General features: G+C 35.2%; 24 protein-coding genes, 3 tRNA genes and 1 riboswitch. Of the genes, 6 read left to right on the plus strand and 21 right to left on the minus strand.

Annotated features, from left to right (window positions below; translation table 11 throughout):
* The 9 genes from KHY58_RS04155 to KHY58_RS04195 all read right to left on the minus strand — a co-directional run.
* A partial coding sequence (locus KHY58_RS04155; protein WP_278472201.1) for an ESPR-type extended signal peptide-containing protein occupies positions 1-2623 on the minus strand: 2623 nt, incomplete at its 3' end.
* 416 nt (positions 2624-3039) lie between these two features.
* Positions 3040-4011 (minus strand): biotin-dependent carboxyltransferase family protein, encoded by a 972-nt coding sequence (locus KHY58_RS04160; RefSeq protein WP_391595576.1) that lies wholly within the window; start codon positions 4009-4011, stop codon positions 3040-3042.
* Positions 4012-4048: 37 nt separating this feature from the next.
* Positions 4049-4792 carry a 5-oxoprolinase subunit PxpB gene (gene pxpB, locus KHY58_RS04165; RefSeq protein WP_278472206.1) on the minus strand — a complete coding sequence of 248 codons (744 nt, stop codon included), beginning with the start codon at positions 4790-4792 and terminating at the stop codon, positions 4049-4051.
* Between the two features lie 74 nt (positions 4793-4866).
* Positions 4867-6063 carry an NRAMP family divalent metal transporter gene (locus KHY58_RS04170; RefSeq protein ID WP_278472208.1) on the minus strand — a complete coding sequence of 399 codons (1197 nt, stop codon included), beginning with the start codon at positions 6061-6063 and terminating at the stop codon, positions 4867-4869.
* A 142-nt stretch (positions 6064-6205) separates the two neighbouring features.
* Complete coding sequence (locus KHY58_RS04175) at positions 6206-6973, minus strand: LamB/YcsF family protein (protein WP_278472210.1); 768 nt, start codon at positions 6971-6973, stop codon at positions 6206-6208.
* A gap of 181 nt (positions 6974-7154) precedes the next feature.
* The gene (locus KHY58_RS04180; protein WP_278472211.1) at positions 7155-7430 is read right to left on the minus strand and encodes a thiamine phosphate synthase; all 276 of its coding nucleotides are present in this window, start codon (positions 7428-7430) and stop codon (positions 7155-7157) included.
* 4 nt (positions 7431-7434) lie between these two features.
* A complete protein-coding gene (gene thiS / locus KHY58_RS04185; protein WP_278472213.1) occupies positions 7435-7632 on the minus strand; it encodes a sulfur carrier protein ThiS in 198 nt (65 codons plus the stop codon).
* Between the two features lie 23 nt (positions 7633-7655).
* Positions 7656-8960, minus strand: coding sequence for a phosphomethylpyrimidine synthase ThiC (gene thiC / locus KHY58_RS04190; RefSeq protein ID WP_278472216.1), 1305 nt, complete (start codon positions 8958-8960; stop codon positions 7656-7658).
* A 77-nt stretch (positions 8961-9037) separates the two neighbouring features.
* Positions 9038-9145, minus strand: a riboswitch (TPP riboswitch).
* A 77-nt stretch (positions 9146-9222) separates the two neighbouring features.
* Positions 9223-11376, minus strand: a complete 2154-nt coding sequence (locus tag KHY58_RS04195; protein WP_004698322.1) for an ATP-dependent Clp protease ATP-binding subunit — start codon at positions 11374-11376, stop codon at positions 9223-9225.
* A 332-nt stretch (positions 11377-11708) separates the two neighbouring features.
* Here KHY58_RS04195 and KHY58_RS04200 point away from each other — a divergent pair, with 332 nt between their 5' ends.
* Complete coding sequence (locus KHY58_RS04200; RefSeq protein ID WP_278472218.1) at positions 11709-11870, plus strand: hypothetical protein; 162 nt, start codon at positions 11709-11711, stop codon at positions 11868-11870.
* Positions 11867-12271, plus strand: coding sequence for a type II toxin-antitoxin system death-on-curing family toxin (locus KHY58_RS04205; protein WP_278472220.1), 405 nt, complete (start codon positions 11867-11869; stop codon positions 12269-12271). Before KHY58_RS04200 ends, KHY58_RS04205 begins: the two co-directional genes overlap by 4 nt.
* A gap of 132 nt (positions 12272-12403) precedes the next feature.
* Here the strand turns inward: KHY58_RS04205 and KHY58_RS04210 are convergent, their stop codons facing one another.
* The 5 genes from KHY58_RS04210 to KHY58_RS04230 all read right to left on the minus strand — a co-directional run bounded on the left by KHY58_RS04210 (position 12404) and on the right by KHY58_RS04230 (position 17806).
* Positions 12404-13069 carry a DUF4357 domain-containing protein gene (locus tag KHY58_RS04210; RefSeq protein ID WP_278472222.1) on the minus strand — a complete coding sequence of 222 codons (666 nt, stop codon included), beginning with the start codon at positions 13067-13069 and terminating at the stop codon, positions 12404-12406.
* A gap of 414 nt (positions 13070-13483) precedes the next feature.
* A complete protein-coding gene (locus KHY58_RS04215; RefSeq protein ID WP_278472225.1) occupies positions 13484-14119 on the minus strand; it encodes a hypothetical protein in 636 nt (211 codons plus the stop codon).
* Positions 14106-15797 (minus strand): hypothetical protein, encoded by a 1692-nt coding sequence (locus KHY58_RS04220; protein WP_278472227.1) that lies wholly within the window; start codon positions 15795-15797, stop codon positions 14106-14108. The genes KHY58_RS04215 and KHY58_RS04220 overlap by 14 nt, the downstream gene beginning before the upstream one ends.
* A gap of 65 nt (positions 15798-15862) precedes the next feature.
* Complete coding sequence (locus KHY58_RS04225) at positions 15863-16678, minus strand: DNA-methyltransferase (RefSeq protein ID WP_278472229.1); 816 nt, start codon at positions 16676-16678, stop codon at positions 15863-15865.
* 9 nt (positions 16679-16687) lie between these two features.
* The gene (locus tag KHY58_RS04230) at positions 16688-17806 is read right to left on the minus strand and encodes a DNA methyltransferase (protein ID WP_278472231.1); all 1119 of its coding nucleotides are present in this window, start codon (positions 17804-17806) and stop codon (positions 16688-16690) included.
* Between the two features lie 763 nt (positions 17807-18569).
* On the opposite strand from KHY58_RS04230, the gene KHY58_RS04235 reads away from it, so the two are divergent.
* From KHY58_RS04235 to istB, 4 genes are read left to right on the plus strand one after another with little or no spacing between them, the layout of a single operon-like run.
* Entirely contained in the window at positions 18570-18773 is a 204-nt protein-coding gene (locus tag KHY58_RS04235) for a hypothetical protein (RefSeq protein ID WP_278472234.1), read from the plus strand.
* On the plus strand, positions 18767-19777 hold the full coding sequence (istA, locus tag KHY58_RS04240; RefSeq protein WP_278472236.1) for an IS21 family transposase: 1011 nt from the start codon (positions 18767-18769) through the stop codon (positions 19775-19777). The genes KHY58_RS04235 and istA overlap by 7 nt, the downstream gene beginning before the upstream one ends.
* Entirely contained in the window at positions 19761-19931 is a 171-nt protein-coding gene (locus tag KHY58_RS04245; protein ID WP_278472238.1) for a hypothetical protein, read from the plus strand. Before istA ends, KHY58_RS04245 begins: the two co-directional genes overlap by 17 nt.
* Positions 19932-19946: 15 nt before the next feature.
* Complete coding sequence (gene istB / locus KHY58_RS04250) at positions 19947-20516, plus strand: IS21-like element helper ATPase IstB (RefSeq protein WP_278472240.1); 570 nt, start codon at positions 19947-19949, stop codon at positions 20514-20516.
* A 45-nt stretch (positions 20517-20561) separates the two neighbouring features.
* Here the strand turns inward: istB and KHY58_RS04255 are convergent, their stop codons facing one another.
* The 7 genes from KHY58_RS04255 to speD all read right to left on the minus strand — a co-directional run bounded on the left by KHY58_RS04255 (position 20562) and on the right by speD (position 24815).
* The gene (locus tag KHY58_RS04255) at positions 20562-21203 is read right to left on the minus strand and encodes a hypothetical protein (protein WP_278472243.1); all 642 of its coding nucleotides are present in this window, start codon (positions 21201-21203) and stop codon (positions 20562-20564) included.
* 85 nt (positions 21204-21288) lie between these two features.
* Entirely contained in the window at positions 21289-21735 is a 447-nt protein-coding gene (locus KHY58_RS04260) for a hypothetical protein (RefSeq protein ID WP_278472245.1), read from the minus strand.
* 80 nt (positions 21736-21815) lie between these two features.
* Positions 21816-21892 (minus strand) — tRNA-Arg (locus KHY58_RS04265).
* 105 nt (positions 21893-21997) lie between these two features.
* Positions 21998-22071, minus strand: a tRNA-Gly gene (locus tag KHY58_RS04270).
* 10 nt (positions 22072-22081) lie between these two features.
* Positions 22082-22158, minus strand: a tRNA-Pro gene (locus tag KHY58_RS04275).
* A gap of 380 nt (positions 22159-22538) precedes the next feature.
* Positions 22539-23744: an NAD(P)-dependent malic enzyme gene (locus KHY58_RS04280; RefSeq protein ID WP_278472248.1), complete on the minus strand. Its 1206-nt coding sequence runs from the start codon at positions 23742-23744 to the stop codon at positions 22539-22541.
* Positions 23745-24032: 288 nt separating this feature from the next.
* Positions 24033-24815 (minus strand): adenosylmethionine decarboxylase, encoded by a 783-nt coding sequence (gene speD / locus KHY58_RS04285; RefSeq protein ID WP_008715652.1) that lies wholly within the window; start codon positions 24813-24815, stop codon positions 24033-24035.
* Positions 24816-24836 lie beyond the last annotated feature (21 nt).

Raw genomic sequence — 24836 nt, forward strand, 5'->3', positions numbered from 1 at the left:
CTGTTACTTGAGGAGTTTCAACCCCAGTTATCGCTTTAACCTTTGGCGCTGTAATCGTTTGAGTAGCTGTTACCGTATCAAAGGTTACATCTTTCTTAGCAGAAATGGTGAAGTCCTTACCATTTTGAGTAATAGAAATGTTATCACCATCAATAAACTTAACAGTGTTATTACCTTCAACCTTTTCAGCCGTCTCATTATTAGCGACTACATTCCAAGCTGCTAAGTCCTTAACTTGTTGTTTACCATTAGGAGTCAAATTGCTCAAGTCTCGATCAGCTGCATTGTCGAGTTTATTTTTAGTTACATCATCGAGTTTAACAGTCACATCGTCGCCATTAGCAACCGTAGTAAGACCATTTTCACCTTTCACATTGAATTTCACATCACCTGTGTTCAAGGATTTTTCATCGGTAGAACCAGAGTTACCACCTAAAGAAATCTTACGGGCAATAGCAGCAGTATTTTGAGCAATATTAGCTTTATTAGAAGCAATATCCCCTTTATTTGTAGCAATTTCACCAGTATTTTTATCTATTGTAGTTTTATTGTCAGCAATTTTTTGCGTATTCGCAGCAATACTGTCCTTATTGGTGGCAATATCTGTTTTGTTTGTTGTAATGTCACCTACATTTTTAGCAATTGCGGTTTTATTTGTATCAATAGCAGTTTTGTTAGCTTCAGCTTTATCGTCAACTTTTTTCAATTGGGATACATTGACAGCATCTTTATCAGCAACACCATCTGCTACATTGGCAACTTTCAAATTTCCAGCATTGATACCTTTATCACCATCAATTTTTACAGTTTCATTACCGCCAGCATTATTGAAAGAAGCACTGTTTAATTTAGAAAGATCTTTTTTCAAAGCTACAGAGATTTTCTTATCATTTCTAGCAACCGCAACATTATCGTCACCAGAAAAATCTACTGTATTACCTTTTTCAACCGCTACTGGTGTAGCTTCACCATTAGCAGAAAGATTCCAACCATATTTATTTTGATCAATCGCTTGATTAATCGCATTAGCTACATTAGCAGAATCCGCCATGCCAGCAGTCGCTGTAGCGCTACCATTTGCTACTGTGATATCTTGCTTTTTACCAGAAACTGTAATTTTCTTACCATTAGCTGTAGTGCTAATGTATGTATTATCACCATTTACAGCCAATTTACTATTAGCAAGGTTCACATCGCCTGTACCAGTATCACCTGTAAAAGCTAGATTAACACTCTTTAATTGCGCCACGTTTACTGCGTCTGTATCAGCAGTACCTGCAGCAACATAGTTAATTTGACGTGTTTGGTTTATCGTACCAACAGCAACACCACCTAATTTAGACGTTAGGGCGGCACCACTTAAACCAGCATATATATCTGTACGACTAGCATTAACATTATATCCCGCTACGCCTGAAGCAATATCAGCTATAGATTTTGAGCCAACAGCTACACCATCTACGACTTTACCTCTGGCGCCATCACCAACAGCCACAGAACGACTTGCAGATGCGTCTGTTGCGGCATTTGGGCCAATAGCAATAGAATTATCGGCCGTAGCACCAGTATTATCTTTATTAGCAACATCAGAAGATTTTATAGATATATATTTATAAGCGATTTGGTCTACAATAGCGCTAAGTTGAGAGCCATTAATTGCATCTGTGGAAGTAGCACTTACTTCGCCAGGAGCCACATGTTTCAACTGACGTTCATACCCTTTAGAACCAAAAGATACAACGTCACCTGGCAATGTTTTATCACCACCAGCCCAGGAAGCAACAACATTATTTGGCAAAGTATAGCTAGATTGTTTTGTACCGCCTACATCAGTGTTAGAACCACCACCGATGGCAATAGCATTATCACGATTTGCTCTAGCGCCTGTACCAATAGCAATAGCATTTGTTACATCTTTATTGTCTTGGCCAGTAGCTCCAGTATCAGTTCCCGCCAAACGATCCTTCGCATTTGCACCTGTACCAATGGCAATACCGACATTACCAGACTGACCTTTCATCCCTAATGTGATACCAGATTCACCAGCCGTTGCCGATGTATATAGTGGTTTTCTCATATCAAATCCTGTTAAGCTTTGAACCGCACTACGCAAATCCCCAGTTTTATTCTCACCATTATTCGTAGTGTAAATAACTTTTACACTATCGGCTTTAACTACATCATCGCCACCAATAACAATAGAAGAGTTACCTTGAGCTATTGTATTTCCCCCAATGGCAATTGCTTGCTCCCCAATTACTCTTGCACCTTCATTAGCAGTATTACCACCACCAATAGCGATTCCTTGTGGACTGTTAACACTGGTACTAGAATTAGAACCTATTGCAATAGAATATCCACCAGCAGCTGCTGCATTTTGACCGAAACCTACAGCTTTATCACCAGTAATAGAAGCACCAGCCCCCAAGCCTACTGCTGTTGCATGCAGATTTGTAGGCAAAGTATTTGCCGCCATAGTGATGCTAGCATTAGTCATTGCTAATGCAGCCAAGATTGCTGCTACAACAATTTTCTTCTTGCCACCATTATTTTTAGCGAACTCAGATACTACTACGTAGCAGCTTTTTGATTTGCTCCAAACCACTTTAAAAATCTTATTCATACTTTCTCCTATAAACTATAGTAATAGTAATGCTCCCTCGATGTTTTATCATATGGTAAATCATACGAGAATTCCAAAATTTTCAATATTATAAGTATATCAAAACCTTTAATACACTATCAAGCTTTTTCATTTTTTATTCATAATTCTACACGGCGCACAAATGCAGCATTAATGCGTTTCATAGTGATTCATATCACAATTTTATATAAAATACGGGCTTATTTTATACCATAACGAAGAGATAAAATGAATATAAATTCATAATCATTATTTTAAACTTGTTTTATAAGATTATATTTTCCCACCACCTCATCAATTCATCTTACATTACATAACAAAAAGCTATCTCATAGAAATAACAATCTACAAGATAGCTTTATTGCTAGTTTATATAATTAAATAGGGAAAACCAATTAAGTTACATTAAAGGCATATACACTTTGTTCGTATGCTAATTGTATACGCTTATGTAAGCGTTTCATATATGTACGATATATCGCTTGTGCTTCTTCGACAGATACGATATCAAAATGAATTCCATCCCCCACTGGTAATTGGCTTAACCTAGGTAAATCTGCCGTAATCACAGTACCAATCTTTGTATAGCCACCTGTTGTTTGCCGATCTGCCATGAGCACTATAGGGTTTCCATCAGAAGGAACTTGGATAGAACCAAATACAGCTCCATCGGAGATAATATCCGCACCATCTATATGCTCTATAACAGGGCCATCCAAGCGAAAGCCCATGCGATCACATTGTACAGTCAATGTATATATTTTACTACCAAAGGTCTTAATCCCTTTCTCTGTAAAATACTTTGCTTGATTTCCGAGAACAACACGCAAAGGTTCGTGACACTCACGGCCGCCGCGGTTATATAGGGCGATATTGAATAAGTTATGACCATCATAGAAGTCGCACACATTCACTTCGTCTCTAGTAAATGCTTTAATGCCAAACTGATCACCTGCTTGTAACGGTCTCCCCTCAAGGCCACCTATCTTAGCCTTTGTATGAGTCGATACGCTACCATTAATAGTAGGAACATCAATACCGCCTGAGAAAGCAATATACATACGCACGCCACATTGGCTAAAACTACCAGAAATAATATCTCCTTCATGACATATAAAAGGTATGTATCGAGGCACGACTATATTATTAATAGTGGGGTGCATATCAGCCCCTGTAAAAGCAACAATACATGTACCTTGAACCGTTAGTGTAGGCGGTAGCACGGTGCATTCTAAAGCACCTAAAGGCTCCTTGTTTCCTACTAAAGCCTGCCCCAATAGATAGCTTTCACTATCCATAGGCCCCGCTACAGGCATACCATATTGTTGATAGCCGACTCGTCCTGCATCTTGAATCGTTGTATACATCCCTGGTCCATCTACGTGGATTGAAGCTTTCTTAAAACTATTTAAAGCCACGCAAATCACCTACCTCTACTTTATGTACAACAGGAATATAAGCTGAACCTAAGGATTTGATGCGATAAAATTCAGTATCATCGATGGGCACATAACGAACGTAGTCCCCTGCTCTTAATAATGCAGCTTGTTTTTTAGACATATCATACATAGTCACAGGTGTGCGCCCAATGATCTGCCATCCCCCTGGAGAATCTGATGGATATGTGCCAGTCTGTTCTCCTGCAATACCTACAGACCCGGCAGGAATCAAAGTTCTTGGCGAAGACAACCGCGGAGTTGCAATGCGAGGATCCATTCCACCTAAGTAAGTAAAACCAGGAATAAAACCTAACATATAAACCAAATAATCAGTACCACTATGAATGGATACAACCTCAGCTTCACTTATATGATTGTGAGAGGCTACAAAGCCTAGATCTGGACCATACTCGCCACCGTATATGGTCGGGATTTCAACAATCGTAACACGTTCATTTGCGCTGTCTGTTACAGATTCTTGTAATATAGGATTAATAGTTCTACAAATGTCGGAATACGTATATACCATTGCATCATATTGAACAAGCAATGCACAGTATGTAGGAACTAGTTCAATAATTCCATCTAGCTGTAAGAGTTTAATCTGCTCTATAACTTGTCGGATTTGTCGATTAATCTTTGGATCTATTGCTTGACCAAAATCAATAGAGATAGCGCAATCCCCTACAGGTGAAATTGTAGGTTTCATATGTACCTCCTGCTATAACTAGAAAGAACCATCACATTCAAGACGAATGTAATGGTGCTTTCACAGATAATTAATTAACCTAGTAACTTAGCAATACCTTTTAAAGATGTAACACCAATGTAAGATGTTACGAGCACTACAATCCACCCTGTATAATATAAAACTTTATTGTGTTTATATGTTCCTACGATTTCAGATTTATGAGTTGCTACAAGCATAACTGCCAATGTAACAGGTAATATTAACCCATTTACAGAACCGGCTAAAATCAATAGAGATGCTGGTTTACCAATAAAAATCAGGATACATGTGGAAATAAAGATAAATGCCATAATAGTCAATTTTTCATTTCGTTCTACCACCTTAAACAATGTTTTTAAGAAGGATACTGATGTGTAGGCAGCCCCTACTACAGAGGTCAATGCGGCACAGAAGAACACTATACCGAATAATTTATGCCCGATTTCACCAGCGCCGAGAAGAAACGCAGAGCCTGCTGGGTCTTTAGAATCTAGCACAAAGCCCATGGATACTACACCTAAAACGGCTAAGAACAATAACACTCGAACTAATGCATCTACAGACATGCCCATAATCGCTGCACGACGTACATCTTTTAAATGCTCTTGACCTGTAATACCAGCATCAATGAGGCGGTGACCACCAGAGAATGTTATATATCCACCTACGGTACCTCCAATAAGAGTTATCGTAGCAAGCCACGGATAATTCGTAGGTACTATCGCATGAGTTACTGCTGTCCCTACTGGAGGATTTGTTGAAAAGGCTACATAAGCAATGAGGACGAGCATAACCGTACCGAGTACTTTAGCCGTATTATCTAAAACACCACCCATCTTCTTAGATGTAAATAGTAAGATACCTAAGATACCGCTAATAGCGGCCGCTGTTGTTGTGTCGATACCAAATATAATATTGAGGCCCATAGAAGCACCACCAATATTACCGATATTAAAGGCCAATCCACCAAGGGAAATTAAAAATGCCACTATATAACCAAGGCCTGGCAATACCTTATTCGCAATATCTTGACCACGCATTTGGGATACACCAATAATCGTCCACACATTAAGCTGTGCAATAATAGAGAAAATAACGGATACAACGATAGCAAATGCAAAGTCTGCTTTCAACTCATTTGTAAATGCTGCCGTTTGTAACATAAATCCAGGTCCAATGGAAGACGTGGCCATTAAGAAAGCTGCCCCTAATAGGACAGAGAAACTCGCTTTACCTGTAATTGGTTTCATAGGAACCTCCACATATAATAATTAATCTATGCCATACTTATTGCTTAAAGCTCATACTTACATGTAATACTTACTTTTAATACTTATATTTGCATTTTTTGTTGGTATTAATTAAGCATTTATTTTAATGTATCTAATAGCGTTATCGGTGTTGAAAATTCGCCACCGTTATACCAGCTTTTGATAGCCCTTCCCAAATATACTTTGTGAAAGCTATCGCTTCAGGATTATCTCCATGAACACATATGGAGTCAGCCACAATATCAATGGTCTTCCCCGTATTAGTAACAACCTTACCCTTTGTAACCATCATGAGAACTCGGTCTAAAGCCTCTTGCGGGTCTTTGATGAAAGCACCTACTTCTGTACGAGGGACCAATGTTCCCTCCTCTGTATAGCCACGATCGGCAAACACTTCCTGTATAACAGGAATACCTCTTCGCTGTGCCTCTTGAGCAATATAACTACCACTTAAAACCATGGCCGCGATATTAGGATTTACCGCTTGCAAACCATCTAAAATTGCATCAGCTAGTACAGGTGTAACACAGGCTGTATTGTAAAAAGCACCATGTAATTTCATATGCTGTAAAGTAATGTCATAACTATCACAAAAAGCTTGAAGTGCACCTAGTTGGTACATCATATATGCTTTTGCCTCAGCAGGATTTACTGCCATCGCACGACGACCAAATCCCATCAAATCTGGATAACCAGGATGTGCCCCTACGGCAACTCCTTTTTCTTTACATATACAAACAGTCGCATCCATAATAAGAGGATCTCCAGCGTGCCAACCACAAGCAATATTAGCACTTGTTACGTGATTTAATACTTCACTATCCATGCCTAATGTATAGTTACCAAAACTTTCGCCTAAATCACTATTTAAATCTACATAATGAGACATATACTATTACCTCTCCATCTTCATTTATTTTATAAATTCTATAGAATATCGAATTTAATGATACGATTATACTAAATAAATCGATGTGTTAGCAATGATTTTTATCATGTATACAAAATTCTTTTATAACAAAAAAACCACAAGATTTTAATCTTGTGGTTTGTATGTAAACTCAATTTTTTTATCTGACTCTACTATATCCAGTAATAAGCTCATAAACCGTATTTTTTATATTGTCCGACTCTGTTATTTCAGAAACGGCACAAATAAAATCGGGATGCGCTTGCCAAACGATATCACCATTTGTCGTTTTAATCCCCCCAATAGCAACAATAGGAAACTTACTAAATTGCTTTGCCCAATATACATAAGAAATTCCTACAGGATTAGCATTGGGTTTTGTCTGTGTAGAAAAAATAGGCCCTACCCCAATATTACCTATAGTAAATGTATCCAATATATCAATTACCTCCTACAAAGCTAACGATCTCTAATCTATCAGCAGCCGTTAATTTAGTGGTTGTATATGCTTCCTTGCTAAGAATCTCGCCATTAAGCTCAACTACAAAGTGTTTACCAGAACATCCTAATTCATCAAGAACCAAATGAAGTTGCTCACCTACAACATGCTTTGGTTCTCCATTAACAATCAAATCCATCATGACCTCCCATATGAAAAAGCTTATAAAATATCAATATATTCTTCTTGTAAAGCTTTATTCATACTGCGTACAGCACAAAACTTGCCACACATCGAACAGGTTTCACTATGATCTTCCTCCGGTGCTCTACTTTCACGAATAGAACGAGCCCGTTCAGGATCAAGGGCACAAGCATATTGTGTCTCCCAATCAAGAACTTGACGTGCCTTAGCCATAGTGTCATCTATATCTCTTGCATTAGGAATACCACGAGCAATATCTGCAGCATGCGCCGCTATTTTGAAAGCCATAATTCCATCTTTTACATCATCTGCATTTGGTAAGGCTAAATGTTCCGCTGGTGTAACATAGCACAAGAATGACGCACCATGCATACCCGCTACAGCCCCACCAATGGCAGCTGTAATATGGTCATAACCAGGCGCAATATCTGTTACGAGCGGTCCCAGCACATAGAATGGCGCTCCATCACACAAGGACTCTTGTATTTCCATATTCATTTGTATTTGATGTAAAGGTACATGCCCAGGTCCTTCAATCATAGCTTGTACACCATATTGTTTCGCTCGTTTTGCCAATTCACCAAGCCTTACAAGCTCTTCAATTTGGCATACATCAGTTGCATCCGCCAAGCAACCTGGACGACAAGCATCACCTAAAGACAAAGTAACATCATATTCTTTGCAAATCTTTAAGATTCCATCAAAGTATTCATAGAATGGATTTTCATGGCCTGTCATGCTCATCCATGCAAATACCAAACTCCCTCCGCGGCTAACAATATTAAGCATCCGTTTATGATTCTTAATTTGATCTATTGTTTTCCTCGTAATACCACTGTGGATAGTAATAAAATCTACACCATCTTGAGCGTGTAATCGGATAGTGTCCAAGAAATCTTGAGCTGTTAATTCACCCAAATCTTTTTGATGATGAATGACACTATCATAGATAGGCACTGTACCAATCATTACTGGCGATGTCTCGATTAATTTACGTCTAAAAATACGAGTATCACCATGAGTAGAAAGGTCCATAATCGACTCTGCTCCAAGTCGAATAGCTCGATTAACCTTTTCAATCTCACTATCATAATCAGTAACATCTTTCGATGTACCTAAATTAACATTGACTTTCGTTCTTAGACGCTTACCAATCCCCTCAGGCGAAATGCTAGTATGCTGCTTGTTACAAGGGATAACAACCTTTCCTGCTGCCACTAGGGAGCGTAACACATCTTCATCCATACGTTCTTTTTCCGCGACTACTTTCATTTCCTTCGTAACTACGCCAGCTATAGCCGATTCCAATTGTGTCATAAACATTTTACATCCTCCTATATAAAAGACATATATAGTTAGGTATGCAAAAACGGGTATCGAACAAAATGATCGATACCCGTATTAAGTATTAGCGTGCTTCCTACGCGGGCATGATCCCGATCAGGTATAAAGGTCAGGTGCTCGCAGCCCTTTCTCAGCCTATATAATAGGCTCCCTTGCATACTCACTATATAATTATGCTTTTAATATTACTACTTTATTTAGATTTGTCAAATGATTATTCTGACACTTATACATCTATTGTTTATTTCTCAGCCTTATCTTGGTCTTTACTATCATCGGAATCTGCTTTTTCAGAGATTACAATATGCCCATCCTTAACATCAGCAAGCAAGTGTTTAGCATCGATGTGATCCAAGTAGAAATCAGTTACATTATCGCGGATTTCAGATTCGATAACACGACGTAATGGACGAGCGCCCATAGTTTTATCATACCCTTGTTCCATCAACAATTCTTTAGCTGCATCAGTTACATCAAGAGTGATGTCTTTCTTAGCCAAAGTCTTATTAACTTGATCGAGCATCAAATCTACGATTTTTTTCAAATCTTCTTTGCTTAATTGATTGAACTCGATAACTGCGTTGAAACGGTTCAAGAACTCAGGGCGGAAGAATGGAGCGATGCGTTCCATTACATCTACTTTATTTTCATCATCATTATCACTGCCATAACCGAAACCTGCATTAGATGTAGCGATGATAACAGTATTTTTAAAGTTTACTGTGTTACCTTGACCATCTGTTAAGCGACCATCGTCCAATACTTGCAAAAGTAATGTAATAACTTGAGGGTCTGCTTTTTCGATTTCATCGAATAATACGATGGAATAAGGATTACGACGTACGCGTTCAGTCAATGTGTTAGAGTTATCTTCATAACCAACATAACCAGCTGTAGCGCCGATTAATTTAGATACGGCTGTGCGATCACTATATTCGGACATATCCAAGCGAATGATTGCATCTTTGTTACCAAACATATCTAGAGCTAATTGTTTAGCTAATTCTGTTTTACCAACGCCAGTAGGACCTACGAATAAGAAGCTACCGATTGGACGGTTACCTTCGTCAAAGCCTGCACGGTTACGACGAATTGCTTTAGATACAGCTTCTACTGCTTTATCTTGACCAATTACATGAGCTTCTAAACGAGATTTCATGTCTTTCAAGCGTTCGATATCGGATGCCCCCATTTGAGATACAGGGATACCTGTCATTCTTTCAACGGCTTCTGCTACATCGTTGACCTTAGCCACTACCTTTTGATTTTCTGTATGGTTATCAAGCTCTGCTTGTAACTTTTGAATACGCATTTTTTCATTAATCGCAGATTCATAGTCTTCTTTTTGAGCATATTCCTCTTGTTTTGCTTTAGCATCAGCAATATCTGCTTCCAATGTTTTAATATCTGTTACAGGATGTTGAGATGCCAAGTGAGCTGCTGTTACATCGATTAAATCAATAGCTTTATCAGGCAAACTACGTTGTGGAATATACTGTACGGAATAATCTACAGCTGCTTTCAACACCGCATCTGGCAATTCAATATTATGATGCGCTTCGTACAACGGACGAATGCCTTGTAAGATTTTGAAAGTATCCTCTGCAGATGGTGCATTGACCTTAACTTCATTGAAACGGCGAGCAAGAGCTGCATTTTTCATGATTGTGTTACGGTATTCATCTTGTGTTGTAGCACCGATAACTGTCATTTCACCACGGGACAAAGCAGGCTTCAAGATATCTGCCAAGCCTTTAGATCCTTGACCATCACCTGTGGACCCAGCACCCAAAATTTGGTGAATTTCATCGAAGAACAAGATAATATTGCCTGCGGCTTTTACCTCTTTAATAAGATTTTGAATGTTTTCTTCGAAGGAACCACGGTATTGAGTACCAGCTTCCAATCCGGAAATATCGATGGAAATGATTTCTTTATTTTTAATAGCTGCTGGAACATCACCATTTACAATAGCTTGTGCCAAGCCTTCTACTACTGCAGTTTTACCAACACCAGCATCACCTACAAGTACAGGATTATTTTTAGTACGACGTGCTAAGATTTCTGCTGTTTCTTGGATTTCTTTGTTACGACCAATTACAGGATCGAGTTTACCATCACGAGCTTGTTGAGTTAAGTTTGTCCCCAAACGAGCAAGGATGCCATCTTGTTTAATTTTACCTTGTTGCGCAGCTTGAGCAGCTTGCATTTCCTCATTAGATGGTAATCGACCAGTTTGACGATAAAACGCAAATTCTTCTGGAGTTACTTCGCGACCATTAATCTTATAACTACGTCGTTCTGTGGAATAACCACCCATATTACCCATCAATTGATTAAACAAATCATTCATGCTAGAAAATTCATTACCAAAGTTGTTAAAGTTGTTGTTCATATAAATTACCTCACTTTTTTACTACAAGTATATCTATTTGACCTTTTATGTCTATCTAATTTCTTGCTTTATTTCTAGGTTTCTTCAACCTTATGTCATTATAATAATCTCATTTAGTCAAAAAGTCAATAGGTCAAAGTATAAATTTTTGACTTTTTTGACTTTTATTTTGACTAATTTGATTTATATGGAAAGAACATAGATAAATACTGGTTTTTGAGAGATAATTAATTTTGAACTTTTAAGTTTTTTATTATAAACCAAATTATATATATTGATTTATTGTCTATATGGTAGAATAAAAGTCAAATATATAAAAAGGAGACTAGTCAATGGCAGAACAAGATGCAAAAACTATTGATCACTTAACAAAGAATAATGCCCCTATCATTACAAGTACTAACAATAGAGAACTAAAAGAACATATTAAAGACATTTCTCGACAAGTATTAAAACGTAACTACGAACTATATAAAGCATTGGAAAATAAATGAGTACACAAAACATTCAATTCACCATACAAGACATCTATGAACTCCACACACAATTGGAAAACACATTTATTCTTTCACCTGGTATTCGTGATAAAAACTTATTAGCATCAGCAGTAAATACACCGTTTCAAACCTTTATGGGTAATGACTTATATCCATCCATCTATGATAAAGCGGCGCAATTATGTTATGGCATTGCCAATAATCATCCCTTTACAGATGGTAACAAACGCACTGCACTCCACAGTATGTATGTGTATTTAATTATTAATGGATATGATATTACCGCTACACAACAAGACGTTGAAAATTTAATTATTAATGTAGCTGCAGGAAATATGACAAATATAGAACTGGCGGAATGGTTGCGCGAAAATACCATTCAAACAGAAAATTCGTGATACTCTTATAAATTAAAAAGTGCTGTAATATAAGCAATTATCTTCTATTACAGCACTTTTTGGTATTAATATGTTTCCACTCAAAACAAAAATATTAACTACATTAAATGAGTATTACAATACAATGACCAATTATCTATATATATCAATCGAATCACCCGATTCGTTTTTCCAAACATTCCAACCATTATTAGCATTTCCCAACACAACCCAACCTGCAGTAGATGGCGAATTACAACTTACATCTTCAAGCAGAATACCATTTTCTATCAATGCAGTCTTCCTAGCATCTGGCATCCATTCTGCTTTTGTGGGAGCGCAAGTACTACCTTTTAATACAATAAATATACCTCCTTCAACTTTCATTGTAGCAGTAACAGGTCCAAATCCTTTTTTAGTTTCACTTAAATAATAGTAGCCATCTGGAACTTTTTCCCAGTCAACTTTGACAGCCCTTGCTTTTGTAGCTTCATCGAAAGTTGTTTCTTTAGTACGATCAACAGGATAAACTTGCTTGCCTTCAAAAGATGAAAGTAATTGAATAACCAAATCAAGATCTAAAGCGAAAAGTTCTGAATTTAAAACTCTACTTTTACTAAAAATATCATCTAACAATTTCTCTTTTTCATCGTAATCATCTACTTCAATTGCAAACTCTCTCTTTAAACCAACAACATTAGTATATCCATGCCGTTCAAGAGTATACATACGAGATTCAAAGTTATCACTCCCAGTCTTACCAATTTTAATAAGTCCTGGTACAACTGTAGACATTACATATATAATTCCAATTGCCATGGATCTACCTCTATTTGCAATTCTCTATCAAACTAATTCCATTCAAACTTAGATTCATCTAATACTCATATTATATCATAAAATACAGAACTATACTTTCAAATACTATAAAGAAATAAAAACACCTTGCAAAATCAAGGTGCTATTTTTGGTGATTCAGGAGGGATTCGAACCCCGCCCCACGGCTTAGAAGGCCGTTGCTAAAGTCAGTATTCATCTAGATTCACTATCATATATATGCTTGCAAGTATACATTCAAGCATAAGTACGTTATTTTTTATACTTGTATAGACTATCTGTTCACATTTTTATCCCACAAATCAGAGCCTATAATATAACAAATATCCATTGCATTAATATAAAATCATATTATAAAGTACATTTAAATCTATATCCTATATTCAAGACACGGCTTTATTTAACCGGTCTGAAATAGCCCTCTAACATATTGATGTCTATATCAAACCTTTCAAAAATCTGTTCAGCACTTTTTATAGAGTATTCATTATAATGTAAAAAGAAATCATCACTTCGAAAATCTAATTCAGAGTTCGTCCAATAGCATAATGCAATATATAATATAGTAATAGTTTTAATCTTAATACCCAAAACATTATACACATCAGAAATTACATTCCAATAATCAGATCTTCTATTTGGTAAATCCCAACAAATAACCAGTGGAACAACTGTATAGTCACTAGCTCGTCGACAATTTAAAACTGCATAATCATCTAATAAATTTCTAGGAGCATCAAGAATTTCCGTGGAGGGAATCTCAATCTCTACAACTACTTTATATTCATAAAATGAAATAATAGCATCAAACCGTTCTGAATTATCCCCTTTTCGCGGAAAATAGACAGATCCACAGAATTTAGTGAGTAATATTCTAATTAATTCCATTTCTCCATTTGGTATACTTTTGATTTTATCTATACTATCAATCAACAGTTGTATTTTCTCATTCAATGATAAATCATTATCAATCAGATTTGAAAATGTAGATGTAGTTTCTACGGGTAGGTTCTTGCTTTCAAATACTTTCAAACGTTGCTACCCCTCTCTTATTTAGAAAATCAGCTAAATCATAATATTTCTGATGCATACAACAATCTAAAGCAGCCCGTATCAGCGATTCAATATCTAAAATTACAATATTAATTTTAAATGTTTCATATATATCATCAATTAATTTATATACATCAGAACGAGTATTTGGTATTTTATATCCAATGGCAAAAGAGCTCATTTCAAATGTAGTTATATGTGGTTCACGAGCAAGAAGTAACACTTTATTTTCTAAAGCTTGCCGAATTGCTTTTACTGATAGCATTTCTTCTTCAGTAGGAGATTTTACCTCTACAGGAACAGAAAAATGATTATCAGGAACTATTACATCATACCTCATATTATTATTACCCGCAGGTGGTGCATAGGCCTCGCGTTTAAACACAATAGACATTAAATCCGCTACAAGAGGATAAAACTCAAAATGTTTCATTGTCACAACGTCATCCATCAAACTTCTAATGGCTTCTTCTAAATTAAATTTCGCGTTCTCAAGATATATTAACATTTTATTTTTACTATCAATAAGCCGATTAATGTTCTGTTTTTTTGCTGTAACAACTATATCCTTATTTTCTGATGAAACATAATAATCACATATTATATTAACTGATTTATGTCTAATTCCACCTTCAAGAATATATTGAGGCAAAATGAGTTTTAACTCATCTTTAGAGTAATATTGAAAAGGTGAAAATAACACTTCAGTACTTATACAATCTATCTTTAACCGCTCTATAAGTTTTCTACATTGCTCTAGTGGTTGTGCAACATCAAAATTTGCCCACTTAAACATCGATAGTATGCCTATTCTAGATATAAGTTTACATTCAAAACTATTGATATTAAGATCATTGCCATTTATATTAGGTACGCGCTGAATGATACTACTAATTTCTTTTCCTTGCTCAGTTAATGCTAAAAAACTCATTCGCTTACCATATACAGATAACTTTTTTTTCTCAAACCAACCTGTATATTCTAATCCAGAAATAACAAATCTAGTAAGATTTCTAACAGAATTAATCGCCATTCCATTATTCCTAGCTAAATTATATATTGCATTTTCCAACTCATTAGCATCATTTGTGGCTCTAAGCTGTTTAATAAAATTAATCTTATCCTCTTTCTCTTTCTCACAATAACCATCAGTAAGATTCATCGGTCCTAACAGAATTTCATCTCGGTGAATTTTATTATCTAATTCTCCTGCAAAATTAATCATATTCACAAATGGTTTATTAATATCAGAAAACTTAACATCTAAAATATTATTTGGATATTGAACGCCTAATAAACACTGTGCAAACAAAGATTTCGCACCGTTCTCAAATAAAGCAACATGCATGCCCACAAATGTAAATGTAAAATTTAATGCCTTACCATTAGACGTAATCCACCCAAGGAGCCTATATATTTCAGCATAACTTTTAGCCTGCATTTTCATAGATTTTCTAGAATCATCTTTTATCTGGTAAGATCTTTTCAAAGCTTCTTTACCGATGTATCCTGAAGAGCTCGCTAATCGTTCTTTTGCAAAAAACTCAGCAATATGATCTAACGTAAAAAATTCTAATTCAGAAAATTCTTTATACATTTTCTGAAAATTATTAATAAGAATACTTATATCTGATACTGGATTTCTAAATCTAATCATATATCCCCAACATTAAATCATTACGTATAATACTAACCTAAAGAATAAGACTATTTAAATAAATCCTATTCAATAATAGAAATTCTGCTCTTTGCTACCTCACACCATTTTGATTCTAATTCAATACCAATCCACCTAATATTATGCCCCTGCCGATTTAACTTTTCACAACAAACACCAAGAGTCCCTGAACCATGAAAAGGGTCCAAAATACTACCATCATACTTCCCATCTAAATTTTTGGGACAAAAAGCCTTAATAAGCTCCATTATTAAAGCTTCAGGTTTTTGAGTGGGATGTTTAGTCTTTTCTTTTTTATAAACCTTTCCAGCAAGTGTTGGAAAGGCCCATACATCACCTCTCATAGCTCCATTAGGATTAGGTCTCCATATTTTTCTTTTCCCATTTTTCCCCTTATAATAAATAGGATTTTTCAAGCGTTCTACGCTTTTGTATGGAATCCTCACATCATCAACATTATAAGTCCATTTCGTTTTCGATTTTGAAAACCATAAAAATGGTTCATACTGTGTTAATGGTGCCTTTGATGACCTCGAAAACCCGTTTTCATAATGCCAAATGTTCATGCGTCTATAATTAAGACCTACATCATACATAATAGATTGAATAAAACCTATATAATGATGTATTCCAAACCAAAGTATGCTACCAGTTGGATTAAGTAACTCTTTACAAAGTAAAATTCTTCTTCTTGTAGTCTCTAAAAACTCCTCAAAAGATAATTTATCACTATTATTCCCAAAATCTTTATTTAGATTATACGGAGGATCTGTACAAATTAAATCAAACTTTAAACCTTGTTCAATAAACTCCTCAAGGAGTTTATCACTATCTCCATTAATAACACTATTATATTTCATACATTTCACTTACACTTTCTGTTTTTCTTTTTTAAATATAAGTACATACTGATGATGTATATTTTCAACATATGCAAATGGATAACCATAAGGCAACAAACTCTTATGGTTTTGTAACAAGATTTTGGTTCCCTGTAGCTTAATAATCCCACCTCCAGGAATCTGTATATTATTTAGTCTACAAATCAAGTCGCTGTGAAAACTAATAAATTCAGACTTATCCCTAAAATCAGATACTACTATAGCCATATATTTTCCAGGTTTTATAACTCTAGCACATTCTAATAATACTTTATTTACTAAGATATCAAGAAACTCTTTATAGTCTTGAATATTTCCAAGATCATGTTTACTTTCTGAATATTTAGTTTCTAGATTATTAGCAACTCTATTCTTTTTTACCTTTTGGTCTTGCTTATTTAAAATTCCCCAATAAGGTGGACTAGTAACCATAAAATCAATAGAATTAGTATCTATATCCCTTAAAACCTCACATGAATCTCCATTAATAAATTCATGCTTCTTACTAGCTCCAACTTCAACTTCACGTTCTAACCGTTCAATAGCCAAATCATGCCATTTAGTAGATAATTCTATACTAGTACATATTCGGCGATTAAGCTCACAAGCTTTAGCTGTTGAACCAACCCCTCCAAAGGGATCTAAGACTCTCATCCCAGCTTTAGTAAAAAATAATATTAACTGAGATATATCTTGAAAAGAAAAAGGTGCTGGATGTAGTTTTTCTATTTGTGCCTCAATATGGTTAGCTCCTAATCCTTTTTGATAAAAAAAGCTTTTTGTCCCTGGTAGCCAATCTTTACCTGTCAAATCATTTAAGAGATTTCTCGGATCAACCGTACCATTTACCATGTCATGATAGATTTGGGTTTGTTTAAATTGATTTAACTCAGAATAACTATATTTTTTTTTATTATCAGTAATAATTACACTTATAACCCCATCTTTTATCGCCTTTTCAAACTTATGGCGTGAAAATTCTAGCAATTTCATTGCTTTCACACCACTAATTAGGTCTATATTTTGTTTGTTATTTACAAGATTTTGATCTGATTTTAAATTCAATGTCATTTGCTCATGAACATTAGTCTCTATACTTTTTTTCATTAACTATCCTTATCTTTATCAAACAAACTGTATTTTAAGTTTCTCTTTATAATAAAAAACGCCCCAAAACAGCAATATATATTGATTTCAGCTATAAAAACCAAACATACTTTATCTCTTTAAAATATCAGTCTTTATCACTAAACTAGCATTTCTTATATTATTACAATATATAATTCTAGTACAAATTATATATATTTTAGTAAATCTATTTAAATCTAATCATAATATACACTTCAAATACTCCCCCATAATTAAATCTCCATCCAATACGCAACACGTATCTTAATATCGATTATAATAGTAATAACAATAATTTCAAATATATATTATTACTATAATAGCATATATGGCTATTCCCTAAGGTCACCCTAAGGTTCATATGAACCTTAGGGCTTTTTTGGGAGGATTCATATGAACAAATATTACCAAAATACATTTCTATTTATTAGTAGAAAAAAGCTTATTAATACCTTTAATACGTTCGTTACAATGGGCTACTAAACATCACATTGAGCATTTAGACATTCCACTTATTCGTAAAGGATTAATAGAGAAACTGCTCAAAGATAGTCATAATCACCTCATCATACGATATCTACAATGTAAATGATACTCTAAGAATGTACAATTTTGATTATATCACCGATACTATAGTTGAGGTGATAACAACATGCAATACGTATACGGTATTAACAGTTCATTTACTGTAACATCATTATCAGATTTACCAATGTTAAGAGACATTCTGGAGGCTTGCAACTTGAAACCTAATTATAGTTTACTAGGTCGTGAATTAGGCTATGATAGACGTACCATAAAATCTCATTATGAAAATGGAACGCCTGATCCACATCGTCATAAACCATCTATGATTGATGCATTTTATGACATAATACAGACTTTATTATCTGATGATACCCCCAACAATTTTACTACAAGCGTGTTCTATGGCAATACTTGGTAGACAACCATAGACTCACAGCTGCTTACTCTACATTTCGTCGTTATATTTCAAAGATACCCGTGTTTCAATCCTATTTTGATAGAAAACATACATCGCCTAGTACGCAGCATACGATTCGCTTTGAAACCGCACCAGCTGAACAAGCACAAGTGGATTGGAAAGAGAATATTAAATTCTTATTACATGATGGAACACACATAACTTTTAATATATTGCTGATGACATTAGGCTATCCTCGATACAAATTAGCAAAGGTCACGTTCGATAGAACTACTGAAACACTACAAGATGCATTGGTAGAATTCTTTGAGCAATTACAAGGTGTTCCTCATGTACTAGTAACAGATAATATGAAAACTGTGATGGTACAACTGAAGCTAGCTGGAACTAAAGGGCAGCTTCATACCAAAGCAGAGCAATTTTCAAGTGACTTTGGATTTACATTTAAACCTTGTATTGCGCGCCGTCCACAAACGAAAGGTAAAGTAGAAAGCCAAATGAAAATTCTAGATGAAATTCATGCGTACCAAGGAAAACTGACAATACAAGAAGTGGAAGAACAGGTTCAAAAAATTATTTTACGTAGTAATCTAGCGATTTCTCAAGCCACAAGACAAATACCATCTGTACTACTTGCAAAAGAAAAGGAATCTCTTACCCCACTTCCAACAAAAGTGATAAGAGATTCCTACCGCATAGATCACCCAAAAGCCAAGGTTTCAACTAGTAACCTCATTAGCTTTCGTGATAGCCACTATTCTGTACCCCCAGGATATGTGGCCAAATCTATGACCTTAAAGACCATAGGTAAGATGCTATACATATATGATAGCACAGAATTGATTACTCAGCACCCATTAAGTAGTAAGAAAGTTAACTATTTATCTTCTCATTATGAGGCACAATTGCAGAAAACAATTCCTTATCTAAACTCTGAAGAGGTGAAAGCTAAAGCAAAATCTAATTTGGAAAAGATAGGAGCTATCTATGACACTACAGACTAATTACCAACGATTACAGGACAATTTAGCGTATCTAAAATTAAAACAATGTATGTTACACCTCGATGAAACAATTGAATTAACTAATGCACAGAACTTATCTCATATTGAGTTGTTATTGAAGCTTAGTGATTACGAGGTCGATATTAAACGATAAAATGTAATTAACCATATGGTGAAAATTAGTAATTTCCCTCATTTGAAAACACTAGCTGATTTTGAATTTTCATTTCAACCACAAATTAACGAAGTGCAAATTAAGAATTTAGCATCATTAGGCTTTATGGAACGAGCTGAAAATATTGTGTTTCTTGGATCTAGTGGTGTTGGGAAAACACATTTAGCTACATCACTAGGTATTGAAAGCTCTCGTAACAGACGAAGTACTTATTTTATTAAATGCCATAATTTAATCCAAAGTCTTAAAAGTGCAAAGGATGAAGGAAGATTAGAAGCTCGGCTCAAGCATTACGCACGCTACCAATTACTCATTATTGATGAAATTGGTTATTTGCCATTGCAGCCAGGAGATGCTAATTTGCTGTTTCAAATTATTGATAGACGGTACGAAAAGAAAAGTACCATCGTAATATCTAACATTAACTTTGATGAATGGGCGACCATTTTACATGATGAGCAAGTAGCTAATACTATTATTGATCGATTACTTCACCATTCCCATGTGATAAGCATAACTGGTGATTCATACCGGTTACGAAACCATATGCATCAGAAGGAATAACTGTACATTGTACATCGTCAAAATTGTACATTCTTATATTGACATTTACATTTCACGACTTAAAACCGAAAATTCGATTAAAGTTTTCACAAAAGAGATTCCACTCACAAAATACATTTTCCACAAAAGAGAATAATGAACTGCAGAATAATATAAGGTATCATCGGTTAATGCAAATAGTAGCCACAATGTATATGCTATCAAAAATGTTGAAAGCCACAAATGTTTGTATCCACTAGAAAATACTTTAATTTTAAACACTATATTTCTTATTCTATCTTTATCCAAATCTAGAGGCAGTTCTTGAATACAATAAATTTTATTTTTAATATTTTTCTCAAAACTAATACAAATCAATGCTATAGCAGTTGTAATAGAAATAACTGTTAATAAAGCTATAAGTAGATCTCGATAATTAATAGTTAATACTGAATAATTTATACTTCCACCTAAATATGAGACGATTGCTATACCAAAGGATGTTGGAATAACGTAACATATAATCACGAATTCTTCAAGCCAGCAGAAAAATAAATGTAAATACTTATATTTCTTTAAGAGTAAAATTTGACTATACTGATACGAATAATACCACTTAGCAATCCTATATACTAACACACTACAAACAATAAATAGAAAAAATAAATAAAAATAAATGGCATTTTCAATATATTCTAGAAACTCCATATTTCCTCTTTTCTACGATTTACAACGAATGCATCAATTACTATATCAATACTTTACACTTGTTTAATAATAGCATTAAACTTCATTAATAAAATCTAATAGTACAACCGACTATCAAACATCCCATTATAAAAAAAGCGATTCCTAGTAAAGCTGTTTTAATAGCCCAAATACGATAAAAATTACCCTTTATTTCGTTTGATTTATCCATAATATTATATTCACCTTGTGATAAAAATGATAGAAATGCTACACCTGCCGAGCAGGCTGCCCCTAAAGAATAAAAAATTAACGAAATGACAATCCCTGAAATCCATTTTGTAAACTCAGTTGTTACTATCGCACCTAAAAATGCAAGTATTGCTATAGCAGCACCTCCATTCAGCATCAAAATAATCTTTATACTAACATTAGCAAAACTTTGCAATGCAGACATGCCTGTCGGTATGGTGCTTTGTAATATCGCTTTAATTAATTCTAAACTTTGGTCTACCGTTAACTTCTCAAATATTTTTTCTAATAAATCGTTCATATCCTTATCCTCTTACATTATGTTAATTATTAGTTTTACAAAAAGCGGATAGCTCATTACGAGCTATCCGCTTATTTCTTTGGTGATCCAGGAGGGATTCGAACCCCCGACCCACGGCTTAGAAGGCCGTTGCTCTATCCAACTGAGCTACTGAACCATGTGGATTACCTATATATGGAATTATCTATTATAGTATAAATTATGTACTATGTATCGTCAACTACACCATATCTTTGTATACCCTAAAAAAGGCAAAAAAAAATGGAGCGGGTGAAGGGAATCGAACCCTCGCGACCAGCTTGGAAGGCTGGGGCTCTACCATTGAGCTACACCCGCAAATAAAAAATGGTCGGAGCAGCAGGATTCGAACCTGCGACCCCCTGGTCCCAAGCCAGGTGCGCTACCAAACTGCGCTATGCCCCGTCATTAATTACTTTGCTATTATAGCAAACCCGGTAGTTGATGTCAACCACTACTCTTGCTGAGTTCTTACTCTCTCGAGTATCGCTCTGCAACGAAAATTATTATATCATTGATAGAAACTAGTGACAAGTACTTTTTTACAACTTCATTAATTTTCTTACTTATACATTAATACATTCTTTAATATATATCTATCTTTTCTTCTATTATCCTATACGCCTACGCCTCCATATCATTTTAATCTATAAATTATTCGCCCTAATAGTATAAAGCCAATCATATGCTTAATCGAGCATATAAAAACATGCACCCCTTTCGAGGTGCATGTTGTATTGTTCTATAGTTATATAAGATTTTAAAATGCTAGTAAAGCAAATAGATTAACCTTCGTAACTACCATCTTCTACTACTTGAGGATTTTTTGCGATACCTTGTTTTACAGCAACTTCAGCAACTGCTTTAGCAACAGCTGGAGCTACACGAGGATCGAATACGGATGGCATTACGTTTTCTTCGTTCAATTCACTATCAGGAATCAAGTGAGCCAAAGCGTCAGCAGCAGCTAATTTCATTTCATCAGTGATTTGAGACGCACGAACGTCGATAGCACCGCGGAATACGCCTGGGAATACTGCTACGTTGTTGATTTGGTTAGGAGCGTCGGAACGACCTGTACCAGCAACGCGGATACCAGCAGCTTTCATATCAGCATATGTAGCTTCTGGGTTAGGGTTAGCCATTGCAAATACGATTGCATCGTCAGCCAAGTTTTCCAAAATTTCTTTTGTGAAAGCACCTGCTGCAGATACACCAAGAAGAATATCGGCGCCTTTAGCATTTTCAGCCAAGTTGCCATGTTTTTCTTCAAGTTTGAGCAAATCAATCAATTCAGCTTGCAAAGAGTCAAGTCGTTTGTAGTCTTTGTGCAATACGCCAGAGGATACCAACAATGTGATATCACGAGCACCTGCAAGGTACAACAAGCGAGCAATGTTTGCACCAGCAGCACCAGCACCGTTTACAACGATTTTAGCAGTAGCTAAATCTTTTTTAACCAAACGAAGAGCGCCTTTTACACCAGCTAAACATGCAATTGCAGTACCGTGTTGGTCATCATGGAATACAGGGATTTCTAACTCTGCTTTCAAACGATTTTCAACTTCATAGCATTTAGGAGAGGAAATATCTTCTAAATTAATACCAGCAAAGTTTTTTTGCAATAATTTTACTGTATTGATCAATGTATCAGCATCTTTTGTATCTACAACCAATGGAATGCAGTCTACATCACCGAATTTTTTGAACAATAAGGATTTGCCTTCCATTACTGGCAATGCTGCTGCAGCGCCAATATCACCAAGACCAAGTACACGAGTACCGTCAGATACAACGGCAACCATGTTGGAACGGCAAGTTAATTCGAAGGATTCTGCTTCATTATCTTTAATACGCAAACATGGTTCTGCTACACCTGGTGTGTAAGCTACAGATAAATCATGAGCGTCTTTTAATTCATATTTAGTTCCTACAGTAAGGAAACCTTTTAATTCACGTTTTTTTTGTACAGCTAATTCACGTACGTCCATAACAATTCTCCTTTGTGGATACACTCGGACTCTTTAGAGTCGGTAATTTATACCTTTAACTAATTATATTATACAAAATGCTAAATCATAATTCAAGTTTTTTCGATATAGTTTTTCGAAATTTTTAAAAACTACTATCATTAAGCTCCAGTAGTAATAAAGATTAAGCTCTAATAGTAATAAAGTAAATTATAAAAAAGTAGATAAACCATATAAGGCTTATCTACTTCAAATCTATCTTCGTATTATACGGTAAAAGCTGTCACACCAATGTTATAAAAGCGGTCTTTAAGCTTTTACAGATGGCAAATTGCGTCCATAGAAGATTTCCATCATTTCTTGTTTTAATTGATGTTTAATTTGCTTGATTTCACGATCGCTCAACTCTGACTCAGTGATGCCAAAAAGATAATTATCTAAATCAAATTCTTTTAACATCATCTTTGTATGGAAAATATTTTCTTGATATACATTTACATCAATCATGTTGTACATGTTGCGAGTTTTTGCACTAATGTAATTTTGAATGGAATTGATACGATGATCGATATAAATTTTCTTACCAGATACGTCACGAGTAAAGCCACGTACATGATAATCCAAGGTAAGAATATCAGAGTCAAAACTTTGAATTAAGTAATTCAGTGCATTTAGCGGAGAGATTTGTCCACATGTAGACACTTCAATGTCGGCACGGAATGTACTAATCCCTTTGTGCGGATGGCTTTCAGGATACGTATGTACAGTAAGATGCGATTTATCTAGATGCATAACTACATCTTCTTTTTCAATTTCCTCTTCAGAAATCAAAATTGTAACAGACGCACCTTGAGGATCATAATCTTGTTTCGCTACATTAAGGATGTTAGCGCCGATAATATGGCTAACTTCCGTCAAAATAGCCGTTAAACGATCCGCATTGTATACTTCATCAATGTACTGAATGTATTGTTTTTTCTCTTCTTCCGTACGAGTATAACAAATATCATAAATATTAAAACTCAATGTCTTTGTGAGATTGTTAAAACCATATAACTTCATTTTAGGCTTTGCTTTAACTGGTGTATCCATGATATGTCATAACCCTTTCCA

Source organism: Veillonella parvula (assembly GCF_018366295.1).
GTDB lineage: Bacteria > Bacillota > Negativicutes > Veillonellales > Veillonellaceae > Veillonella > Veillonella parvula_P.

Coding starts and splice junctions, on each gene's coding strand:
- KHY58_RS04230 (WP_278472231.1), bottom strand. CDS start 17,806: ATGAAAAAAAGTATAGAGACTAATGTTCATGAGCAAATGACATTGAAT.
- KHY58_RS04175 (WP_278472210.1), bottom strand. CDS start 6,973: ATGTCTCATTATGTAGATTTAAATAGTGATTTAGGCGAAAGTTTTGGT.
- thiC (WP_278472216.1), bottom strand. CDS start 8,960: ATGTTTATGACACAATTGGAATCGGCTATAGCTGGCGTAGTTACGAAG.
- KHY58_RS04280 (WP_278472248.1), bottom strand. CDS start 23,744: ATGGACGTACGTGAATTAGCTGTACAAAAAAAACGTGAATTAAAAGGT.
- KHY58_RS04160 (WP_391595576.1), bottom strand. CDS start 4,011: ATGTATACAACGATTCAAGATGCAGGACGAGTCGGCTATCAACAATAT.
- KHY58_RS04210 (WP_278472222.1), bottom strand. CDS start 13,069: ATGGCAATTGGAATTATATATGTAATGTCTACAGTTGTACCAGGACTT.
- KHY58_RS04260 (WP_278472245.1), bottom strand. CDS start 21,735: ATGAACGATTTATTAGAAAAAATATTTGAGAAGTTAACGGTAGACCAA.
- KHY58_RS04220 (WP_278472227.1), bottom strand. CDS start 15,797: ATGATTAGATTTAGAAATCCAGTATCAGATATAAGTATTCTTATTAAT.
- KHY58_RS04245 (WP_278472238.1), top strand. CDS start 19,761: ATGACACTACAGACTAATTACCAACGATTACAGGACAATTTAGCGTAT.
- KHY58_RS04255 (WP_278472243.1), bottom strand. CDS start 21,203: ATGGAGTTTCTAGAATATATTGAAAATGCCATTTATTTTTATTTATTT.
- istB (WP_278472240.1), top strand. CDS start 19,947: ATGGTGAAAATTAGTAATTTCCCTCATTTGAAAACACTAGCTGATTTT.
- KHY58_RS04205 (WP_278472220.1), top strand. CDS start 11,867: ATGAGTACACAAAACATTCAATTCACCATACAAGACATCTATGAACTC.
- KHY58_RS04225 (WP_278472229.1), bottom strand. CDS start 16,678: ATGAAATATAATAGTGTTATTAATGGAGATAGTGATAAACTCCTTGAG.
- speD (WP_008715652.1), bottom strand. CDS start 24,815: ATGGATACACCAGTTAAAGCAAAGCCTAAAATGAAGTTATATGGTTTT.
- KHY58_RS04195 (WP_004698322.1), bottom strand. CDS start 11,376: ATGAACAACAACTTTAACAACTTTGGTAATGAATTTTCTAGCATGAAT.
- thiS (WP_278472213.1), bottom strand. CDS start 7,632: ATGGATTTGATTGTTAATGGAGAACCAAAGCATGTTGTAGGTGAGCAA.
- KHY58_RS04200 (WP_278472218.1), top strand. CDS start 11,709: ATGGCAGAACAAGATGCAAAAACTATTGATCACTTAACAAAGAATAAT.
- KHY58_RS04170 (WP_278472208.1), bottom strand. CDS start 6,063: ATGAAACCAATTACAGGTAAAGCGAGTTTCTCTGTCCTATTAGGGGCA.
- pxpB (WP_278472206.1), bottom strand. CDS start 4,792: ATGAAACCTACAATTTCACCTGTAGGGGATTGCGCTATCTCTATTGAT.